Below are 9,555 nucleotides of genomic sequence, written 5' to 3' on the forward strand. Positions count from 1 at the left end.
ATGGCATTGGCCTTATGGAGATCGGTATCGCCTGGTTCCGGGACCCGGCAAAACTTAAAAACATCACCCGGGTTCACGGCCTTGAGCATTACCATAAAGCACTGGAAGCCGGTCAGGGCGTGTTATTGCTCGGCGGCCACTACAGCACGCTCGACCTGGGCGGCGCTCTTGCAACCGAGTACGTCAAATCCGACGTCATGCAACGGGACCATAACAACCCGCTGATGAACGCCGTAATGACCCGGGCCCGCAGCCGCCGGTATGGCAATGTGCTGGGTTCAAAAGACCTTCGCGGCCTGCTCCGCAGCCTGAAACAGAACCGCATGGTCTGGTACGCCACCGACCAGGATTACGGCCGCAAAGACATCGTGTTTGCACCATTTTTCGGAATCCCGACGGGCACCATTACCGCCACCTCCCGCATTGCCGAGCGCAGCGGCTGTAAGGTGTTGCCGTTCAGCCACTTCCGTCGGGACGACAAGCCCGGCTACGACATCTACTTTCATCCGACCCTGGACAACTTTCCGAGTGGTGACGACCTGCAGGATGCCACCCGCACCAACGCCACCATTGAGCAGGCAATCCGCACGGCGCCGGATCAGTATCTGTGGATGCACCGACGTTTCAAAACCCGACCAGACCCGGATGACCCCGGATTTTATGAGCGCAAGAAATAACACAAGGAGCACATTGTGGGCACAGACGCGCAGGCACCCGTTATCTGGCTAGTAACCGACAACAAGCCCGGCCACAAAAATCAGCTCAAGGGACTGATCAACCGCTTGCGTGTACTCACCGGGGCCAGCCAGTACTGGATCAATGCCACCGAATACCCTGTGCCTTTGTGGCGCGCGCTGCTGGGTGTTGCCCCGGCCATGGACGCCACCCTGCCGGGCCCGGACCTGATCATCGCCGCCGGCACCGGCACCCACCGCCTGCTGCTCGCACTCAGGCGATACCGCAAAGCCAAAACACTGGTTTTGATGAAGCCCGGCTTTCCACTCGGCTGGGTGAATGGCGCCATTATTCCTGCCCATGATGGCGTGAAAGCCAGCCGCAATACCCTGCTGACCGAAGGCGTGATTAACGCCGTCACACCACTGGCACGATTGACCAGCAAGCCAGAAGCGCTGGTCCTGGTGGGCGGACCATCCCAACATTACGACTGGGACGACGATGCCATCGCATCCCAAGTCAGTGACCTTATCGCACGCTACCCGCAATGGCGATGGACCATCAGCGACTCCCGGCGCACGCCGGCGATCACCTCCGAGCGACTGGCGGAGCTGCAAGGCCTGAAAATCTCTGTGGTGCAGCACTCCCGCACCCACGATGACTGGCTCAGCCATCAGCTCGCCGCATCCCGCGCCGTCTGGGTAACACCGGACAGCATTTCCATGGTGTGCGAGGCGGCCACCTCCGGTGTGCCCACCGGCCTGCTGAACCTGAACGCCCACTCCAACAGCCGCGTAGCGAGCGGAGTGAAGCGCCTGGCTGAGCGGGGGCTGGTTGCACACTGGGCGGACCACGCCAGCGTGATGGCCGAACAGGCTGAAAAACATGACCGACTCTGGGAAGCCGACCGCGCCGCCCGCTGGGTGGCGGACAACTATCTGGCCGCTTTCCAAACACCAGGAAAGGAGGCCAGGCAATGAAGATTCTCCAGGCACTTCCGGCGCTTTACAGCGGCGGCGTGGAGCGGGGCACCGTGGAATTTGCCGCCGAGCTGGTCAAGCGTGGACACCAGTCCTATGTGGTTTCCAACGGCGGCCCTATGGCGGAACAGGTTCGGGGCCAGGGCTCTACCCATATCCACATGCCCATTCACCGCAAAACGCCCGCCTCGTTCGGACAGATTCTGCCCATGCGCAAGCTGTTACAGGCACTACAGCCGGACATTGTTCACGTGCGCTCCCGAATGCCCGCGTGGATTATCCATCTGGCCCTGAGAACTCTGCCGGCCGACCAACAGCCCGCCGTGGTCTCTACCTTCCACGGCATGTACTCCGTCAATCCCTACAGCGCCATCATGGCCAAGGCCAACCACGTAATTGCGGTGTCTAACTGCGTTAGGGCCTATGTGCTGGAAAACTTCAAGGTGCCAGAGAGCAAACTCACCGTCATTCAACGTGGCGTAGACATTGATGCCTTCCGCCACCGAACCATTAACGACCAGTGGCTGGACATACTGCTGTCCCGCTTTCCTCAACTGGCTGGCAAGAAAATCATCATGATGCCCGGCCGCATCTCCCGCTGGAAAGGCCAGCTGGACTACCTGGAAGTCATGGCCCGCATTGTGCGCCAGCGGCCGGACTGCCACGGCATCATCGTCGGCGGAGCCGAGCCGGGAAAAGAACGCTTCTTGCAGGAGCTTGAAAAGGAGCGCAGCCGGTTAGGCCTGACCGATAAGGTCACCTTCCTCGGCCAGCGCAACGACATGACCAACCTGTACCTGTTCGCCGATGTGGTCTGCCATATGTCTACCAAGCCCGAGCCTTTCGGGCGAACCGTTACCGAGGCTTTAGCCTCCGGCACGCCGGTGGTGGCCTACAACCGGGGAGGTGCAGCAGAAACCCTGCAGGCCTGTTTCACGAGCGGGCTTGTGACGCAGGATGATACCGGAGCGTTTGCGAGCACAGTACTGGGCTTGCTGGATAAGCCCCGGCCGGAGATTGAATTGCCGGAGCGGTTTTTATTGCGGACGCAGACGGAGGCGACCCTTGCCGTCTATCAAAACCTGGTGGCAGCGCGGCAGGAACTTGCTCTGTGAACATTCTGATGCTGATGCTCTCGGACAGTTCCGGTGTCGGCGGTATGGAAAAACACGCCCGGGAACTCTCCTGCGAGCTGGCAGGACTGGGCCACTCAGTAACGTTGGCCGCTGCATCACAGCATCTCTCAGGCATTGAACCAACGGTAAAAACTCAGGCACTGGATACCGGTGGTTCACGCAACTCTCCTTTTCTGCTACTCACCGTCCTTCGCCTGATTCGGGCCAGCGGTTTCGATGTTGTTCATGCGCAGGGCACGAAAGCAGCCTTCGTTCTTCAGCGGCTGGCACCTTTTACGAAGGGCCGGATGCGAGTGGCGACCATTCACGGCTTCAAATCGCGTTATCCCAGAGCCGATACGTTTCACCAGCTGATCGCCGTCAGTCAGGCTCTCGCAACAGACATCGCCCAACCGGGCGTTACGGTCATCTACAATGGCGTTTCGGTTATTCCCCAGGCGCCAGCCCTGCTTCCGGCAGAAACAGAAAGACCGGTTTGGTTAGCCGTGGGCAGGCTGGTGCCAGTCAAAGGTTTCGAGTTTCTCATCAAAGCCTTTCAACATTGCCCGGGAACACTGCTCATAGCGGGCGATGGACCTGAGCGGCAGCGACTTGCTGACCTGATCAGCTCAACCTGCCAGTCAGGCACAGTCAAACTGCTTGGCTTCCGCACCGATGTTCCCGCACTGATGGCGGCGGCCGATGGTGTGGTGATCAGTTCTGAAAGGGAAGGCTTTTCTTATGTATGTGCTGAAGCGCTATTGCTCGGCAAACCCGTGATTTCAACCGACGTCCCCATCGCCAATGAAGTCTTGCCTGAAAAGCATATCTTCCATGGTGAAGACCCGAAGCGGTTTGCTGCTTTGCTAAGGCAAGACACGTCATCTTTGGCCTCGGAACAGACCGAAGCACGGACATTCGCTGCTGATAAGCTCTCGCTAAAAACCATGGCCAGGCAAACGCTAAACGTCTATCAAAAAGCTATCGCTGAACGTCCTTGAGTGCGCTAATAATCTTCGCCGCAATCCGTTCATGCCCCGCAGCTGTGAGGTGAGTACCGTCCTCCATGAGAGTGATGTCGCGATGCGCCCAGATGTCCTCATAAATATCCACATACATTACATGGTCGCAGGCTTCCGCAATCCGGGCTAAGGCTTCATTGTAAACCTTGATCCTCGGGTTCCGGGGCTCGTCCAGATTGGGCGCCGTTGCAACAAGGACAAACCGGGTCTGGGGCGCCGATGAAATCACTTTATGAAGGTTATCCGTGTACTCTGATAACGGCACCTGCTCAACGGCACCCAACCTCTTCTGCAACTGCCACACCCGCGCCAGCTTCTTGAGCTTTTTAACGAGCTTTCGGGCCATTTTACGCAGGGGGTAATCAGGGTAATAAAGCACATAGGGCGCCCCACGAAACGTCAGCCAGGAGTCCACCAGGCCATATTGGACGAAAGCAACCGCGTATTGGGAAGCGGGGAAAGTACGATTGTACTCAAGCAGCTCCCGAGTCGTGCTCATGGTGTGGCCGCAATTGGTTAATTCCAACGCCACCGATTCACAAACAATCTCAGGCCATAAAAGGAAACGTTCACCTTTAAGCCCTTCTGTGTTGCAATCCCCGTATGCTATTGCCCGATTCACTCTTTCGCCTCAAATAATGAAACCATGCTAGATCTGTCTAACCAGTTGCCGTTCGCACAGGGCTACAATCGCCTGTGTTACGAACACCCTTTAGATTCAGCCCGCTGCCTGAAGATCGTTCGCCCGGAAAATATTGCAGCCCGCGCCCAAAGGCAATCGCGTCTCAAGCAGCTTTTAGGGACCAATCGGCTCAACGATAACACCCAGGAGATCATCGCGCACAATCAGCATGCGATACGAGAGCTGCTCGCTACAGGGCTTGAAAACCTTGTCTGGGCGCATCTTCCAAGGTTCTATGGACGTGTGCAAACCTCCCTTGGCGAGGCCAACGACAGCGAACTGATTCGCCGTGCTGATGGCAGTGTTGCGCCAACGCTCGAAACAGTGATGCAAGATCATGGCCTGACACCAGAACTGGAAAAAGGCATCGGAGAATTTCTCGACTGGCTGAAACAAACGCGAATACTCACCAGAAATCTGCTCCCTCATAACCTGGTTGTCACGGACCGGAGTGGCCGCTCCCAATTATTTCTGGTGGATGGTCTGGGAGCTCCAACCATCCCCCGGGCATTGGCGTCCGTGCCGGGTTGGAGCTCGCATTATCTCGACAGAAAGATCGACAGGTTCAGAAAACGATTGGCCTGGGAACAACACAGCGAAGGCTTGTCCTGGGAAGATTTCCAACGCTTAAGATAAAACTGACAAGTTCTGCGTGTTAACATATCCAACCAATGACTTTTAGCCTGACTGGCAACCATTTAACCGCCCGGAGTGCACATATGATTCACCCCGTCATCATGGCCGGAGGCACCGGCTCACGCCTTTGGCCGCTGTCCAGGCAACTGAACCCGAAACAGTTCCTGAAACTGACCGATGACCGACTGTCTATGCTGCAACTCACAGTTGCCCGATTGGATGGCATGGAATCAGCCGATCCGCTGCTGATCTGCAACGAAGATCACCGTTTTCTGGCGGCCGAACAAATGCGCCAGGCCGGCTACAAAGATGCCCGCATTATTCTGGAGCCCTGTGGCCGCAATACCGCCCCGGCCATCGCGCTGGCGGCACTGCAACTGATGAAGGCCTCGGCCGATAACGATGATGATCCGTTGATGTTGGTGCTCGCAGCCGACCACCTGATTAAGGATGTTGCCGCCTTTCAGCAGGGTATTCGCCAAGCGATTCCTCTGGCCCGGCAAGGCAAACTGGTGACCTTCGGTATCGTGCCCGGCCATGCAGAAACCGGTTATGGCTATATCCAGCAAGGGCCGGAACTGGCCGAAAACAGCTACAGTGTTGACCGCTTCGTTGAAAAACCCGACCTGGAAACCGCTGAAGAATACTTCGCCTCCGGTGACTACCTCTGGAACAGCGGCATGTTCATGTTCGGCGCGCGCCAGTACCTGGCTGAGCTGCAACAACACCGCCCGGAGATTCTGGCGATTTGCCAGGCCGCGGTGGACAACGCCAGTGAAGATCTGCACTTCACCCGCATCAACGAAAGCATCTTTGCCGAATGCCCGGAAGACTCCATCGATTATGCCGTGATGGAAAAAACCAGCAACGCGGCCGTGGTTTCCCTGAACGCTGGGTGGAGTGATATTGGCTCCTGGTCCGCGCTCTGGGAAGTGTCCGAGAAAGACGCCAACGGCAACAGCTTCAGCGGTGATGTCATCGCCCACGACACCGAAAGCACGTTGGTGCGGGCTGAACACCGCCTGGTCGCTACCGTCGGGGTCAATGATCTGGTGATTATCGAAACCAAAGACGCCCTGCTGGTTGCCCACAAGGACAAGGTGCAGGACGTCAAGAAAGTGGTTGAGCGCATCAAGAGTGATGGTCGCCACGAGCACATGAACCATCGGGAAGTGTACCGGCCCTGGGGGGTGTATGACTCCATCGACAACGGCACCCGTTACCAGGTGAAGCGCATCACGGTAAAGCCTGGCGCCAAGCTGTCGGTGCAAATGCACCATCACCGCGCCGAGCACTGGATCGTGGTGAGCGGCACCGCCAAAGTCACCAACGGTGAAAAAACCTATCTGGTGACCGAAAACCAGTCCACTTTCATTCCGGTTGGCCAGGTCCACTCTCTGGAAAATCCCGGCGTGATTGACCTTGAACTGATTGAAGTGCAGTCCGGATCCTATCTGGGTGAAGACGACATCGTGCGCTTCGAGGATCGGTACGGCAGGTCATGAGCAAACTGAAGTATTTCCTGATCGCCGGCTTCCTGCGGATTGCCGGCGCCTTACCTCTGGGTGCCGCTCAGTTCATTGGCAAATGGCTGGGACTGCTGGCCTGGAAACTCGGCGGCCGATCCCGCAAAACCACCGACACCAACATCCGGATCTGCCTGCCAGAGCTGTCCGCGGAACAGCAGCACCAGCTTTCCAGAGACTCGATGGCGCACACCGGCATGACGGCACTGGAAATCCCGCTGATGTGGGAATGGCCCGTCGAAAAATGCCTGGCTCTGATCAAAGACACCGAAGGCCTCGAGCTGGTGGACAACGCCCTCGCCTCCGGCAAGGGTCTGATCCTGCTGGCGCCCCACCTGGGGAACTGGGAACTGGCCGGGCTGTTCTTCTCTTCCCGCTACAAAATGGCCGCGCTCTACAGCCCCCCCAACATCAAGGAATTCGAGGACTACATGATCCGGGTTCGGGGCCGCCTGGGTTCTGAGTTGGTGCGCGGGGATCGTAAAGGCCTGATGCGCCTGATGGGCATTCTGAAAGAAGGTGGCGTGGCGGGCATTCTCCCGGACCAGTCCCCCAGAGGCAAAACCAACGCCTTTGCACCGTTTTTCGGCATGGAAGTACGCACCATGACGCTGGTCAACAAACTCATTCAAAAAACCGGCGCCAATGTTCTGGTGACCTACGCCGAACGTTTGCCTGGCGGCGACGGGTTCCGAATCGTCGTGACGGAAGCCGAACCCGGCAACGGCGACGCTGATGTCGTCGCTGGCGCGACCGCACTGAACCGCTCAGTGGAAAAGGTAGTGCGCATGGCACCGGAACAGTATCAGTGGGAGTACAAGAGACTGAGGCACCGGCCGCCTGGAGAAATCAACCCATACTATCCCGACCGGACCTGCTAGGCATGATCAATCGTCAGAATATTTCTCAAGCACTGCTGTTTCTGGCTCTGGCGGGAGCATTTGTATCGTCTAGTCTGATCGCGGGAAGCGTGCTGTTGCTTGCCCTGATTGGCGGATACCTCATCAAATCGCGAACACTCATCGAGCGGGGCTGGGAAACACCGAAAGAGCTTCGACTGATTCACTTTGCGTTCTGGTTCTTTGTCCTGACGAGTGTGGCAAGCTGGATGATCGAAGGTTTTGGGCGCGAGGGCGGAAAAACTCTGGAAACCCACGCCAGATTCATCCTGTTTTGGCCCTTGGCCATCGCCCTCATCGGTGCCAACGTGCGAGCAAAAACTATTTTTACTGCAGCGTTGATTGCTTCGACGGTAATCACTCTTCTATTTATCTGGGAGCTGAGCACCCATTCATGGAATCTGAACCAGGTTCTTCAGAGCCGCTTCGGTGCTGGCATCAATCCAATCCAGTTTGGCAACATTGCCCTTCTCTGCGCACTATTCTCGCTGCTTGGGGGCTTCTTTTTTTATGCTAACCGGCAGAAGACACTGGCCACTTTGGCCATGCTCCTTGGCATCACTGCATTAGCGATCGCGTTGGCCAGTCAGACAAGAAGTAATCTTGTCGCACTGCCAGTTCTGCTTTGCTTTTTCCTTCTACTGATTCCGGGGAAAAAGAAATTCGCGGCGTTCGCTTTGATTGTGCTGATCGGTCTCGGTTCCGCATTCAGCAGCGACCGATTTACCGATAGTATTGAAGCCATTCAAGCAGGCGAGCTTGATAGCAGTGTCGAGCTGCGTTTCCAGGCCTGGAGTGTTGCCTGGGAACAATTCACTGAAAGCCCCATAATCGGAGCCGGGCTCAGCGGCTATAACAAAGCCGCACGCCTTCAAGAATCATCGGCATTTCTGAGCTGCTGCACAGGCCACGCTCATAGTGATCTTATGAACCTGGCCGCGACCAAGGGGAGTGTCGGTGTCTTGAGCTGGGCATTGCTACTCATTGTCCCATTTGTTGTGTTTATCCGACAAAAATCAGATCGCAACCGAAACGTATCCATTCTTGCGGTTGCCGGTGCAATGATCCCAACCGCATATTTGTTATTTGGTCTGACCGAAGCGACATTCGACCGTTCACTGTTCCTGACCTTTTATTTACTGACTGTGGCAGCGGTAGCTACAGCCCTGTTTAATGAGCTAACCGCGTCATACACCCGGCAGCGGACCGTCAAGGTGTCAGCGACTGTAATCACCAAGAACGAAGAAGATCATATTGCCGAGTGCCTGCAATCGGCTCGACTCGTTGCGGATGAGATCATTGTTCTGGACAGCGGCAGCACAGACAACACTGCAGAAATAGCCAGGCAATACGCTGACGTGGTGGAAGTGACTGATTGGCCCGGCTTTGGCATTCAGAAGCAGCGGGCTCTTGAGAAGGCGAGCGGCGAATGGGTTCTCTCGATCGATGCGGATGAACGCATTACTCCTGAACTTGCCCGGGAAATAAACCACGTGCTGGCGGATCCCGATGCGGACGCCTATAAGCTCCCTTGGGCAGTCACTATCTATGGCAAACGACTGGACTTTGGCCGCAGTGGGCGCGCCCCGTTACGCCTGTTCCGAAGAGAGGGCGTTCGCTTCTCCGAAGCGCTCGTGCACGAACGCATTCTCATTCCGGAAGGCCGCTCCGTGCGCACCCTGCGTGGCCGGTTAACCCATTACACCCATCGCGATTTCGGACATGCCTTGCTGAAAGGCGCTCAATACGCCTGGCTGGGATCTAAAGAGAAGCACCGGCAGGGTAAGCGGTCACGAACCTTGATGTACGCCTCATTCCGCGGATTGCTGACGTTCATCCAAGTCTATATTGTTCGCTTTGGCTTTCTTGACGGGCCGGTCGGGTATCTGCAGGCCGTTCTTTATGGACAGGTGACGTTTAACAAATATGCCGGGCTGTGGACGTTGAGCCGAACGGGTGATAGCGAATCAAATGAAGATTGATAAGCGCTTAAATGACCAACTTAACTTTGGCGATGACC

Annotated in this window: 9 protein-coding genes; 8 read left to right on the forward strand and 1 reads right to left on the reverse strand. The window is 56.7% G+C overall.

Annotated features, from left to right (window positions below; genetic code table 11):
* The 4 genes from IBX51_RS13170 to IBX51_RS13185 form a co-directional block, all read left to right on the forward strand.
* A partial coding sequence (locus tag IBX51_RS13170; protein ID WP_291831743.1) for a lipid A biosynthesis acyltransferase occupies window positions 1–677 on the forward strand: 677 nt, incomplete at its 5' end.
* Window positions 678–692: 15 nt separating this feature from the next.
* Complete coding sequence (locus IBX51_RS13175; protein WP_291831744.1) at window positions 693–1,655, forward strand: ELM1/GtrOC1 family putative glycosyltransferase; 963 nt, start codon at window positions 693–695, stop codon at window positions 1,653–1,655.
* Entirely contained in the window at window positions 1,652–2,770 is a 1,119-nt protein-coding gene (locus IBX51_RS13180; protein ID WP_291831745.1) for a glycosyltransferase family 4 protein, read from the forward strand. The genes IBX51_RS13175 and IBX51_RS13180 overlap by 4 nt, the downstream gene beginning before the upstream one ends.
* The gene (locus IBX51_RS13185) at window positions 2,767–3,771 is read left to right on the forward strand and encodes a glycosyltransferase (protein WP_291831746.1); all 1,005 of its coding nucleotides are present in this window, start codon (window positions 2,767–2,769) and stop codon (window positions 3,769–3,771) included. Before IBX51_RS13180 ends, IBX51_RS13185 begins: the two co-directional genes overlap by 4 nt.
* Here the strand turns inward: IBX51_RS13185 and IBX51_RS13190 are convergent.
* Window positions 3,752–4,414, reverse strand: a complete 663-nt coding sequence (locus tag IBX51_RS13190) for an SGNH/GDSL hydrolase family protein (protein ID WP_291831747.1) — start codon at window positions 4,412–4,414, stop codon at window positions 3,752–3,754. The genes IBX51_RS13185 and IBX51_RS13190 overlap by 20 nt on opposite strands.
* A 24-nt stretch (window positions 4,415–4,438) precedes the next feature.
* Between IBX51_RS13190 and IBX51_RS13195 the strand changes: the two genes are divergently transcribed.
* The 4 genes from IBX51_RS13195 (at window position 4,439) to IBX51_RS13210 (ending at window position 9,517) form a co-directional block, all read left to right on the forward strand.
* Window positions 4,439–5,110 carry a YrbL family protein gene (locus IBX51_RS13195; RefSeq protein WP_291831748.1) on the forward strand — a complete coding sequence of 224 codons (672 nt, stop codon included), beginning with the start codon at window positions 4,439–4,441 and terminating at the stop codon, window positions 5,108–5,110.
* An 83-nt stretch (window positions 5,111–5,193) separates the two neighbouring features.
* On the forward strand, window positions 5,194–6,615 hold the full coding sequence (locus IBX51_RS13200; RefSeq protein WP_291831749.1) for a mannose-1-phosphate guanylyltransferase/mannose-6-phosphate isomerase: 1,422 nt from the start codon (window positions 5,194–5,196) through the stop codon (window positions 6,613–6,615).
* Window positions 6,612–7,517, forward strand: a complete 906-nt coding sequence (locus IBX51_RS13205) for a lysophospholipid acyltransferase family protein (RefSeq protein WP_291831750.1) — start codon at window positions 6,612–6,614, stop codon at window positions 7,515–7,517. The genes IBX51_RS13200 and IBX51_RS13205 overlap by 4 nt, the downstream gene beginning before the upstream one ends.
* Before the next feature lie 2 nt (window positions 7,518–7,519).
* Window positions 7,520–9,517, forward strand: coding sequence for a glycosyltransferase (locus tag IBX51_RS13210; protein WP_291831751.1), 1,998 nt, complete (start codon window positions 7,520–7,522; stop codon window positions 9,515–9,517).
* Window positions 9,518–9,555: the final 38 nt, after the last annotated feature.

It is taken from the genome of Marinobacter sp., from assembly GCF_014859525.1.
In the GTDB taxonomy this organism is placed as follows: domain Bacteria; phylum Pseudomonadota; class Gammaproteobacteria; order Pseudomonadales; family Oleiphilaceae; genus Marinobacter.

Excerpts from the sequence above, each read along its gene's own strand:
- IBX51_RS13180 (WP_291831745.1), top strand. The coding sequence starts at position 1,652 with ATGAAGATTCTCCAGGCACTTCCGGCGCTTTACAGCGGCGGCGTGGAG.
- IBX51_RS13195 (WP_291831748.1), top strand. The coding sequence starts at position 4,439 with ATGCTAGATCTGTCTAACCAGTTGCCGTTCGCACAGGGCTACAATCGC.
- IBX51_RS13200 (WP_291831749.1), top strand. The coding sequence starts at position 5,194 with ATGATTCACCCCGTCATCATGGCCGGAGGCACCGGCTCACGCCTTTGG.
- IBX51_RS13205 (WP_291831750.1), top strand. The coding sequence starts at position 6,612 with ATGAGCAAACTGAAGTATTTCCTGATCGCCGGCTTCCTGCGGATTGCC.
- IBX51_RS13210 (WP_291831751.1), top strand. The coding sequence starts at position 7,520 with ATGATCAATCGTCAGAATATTTCTCAAGCACTGCTGTTTCTGGCTCTG.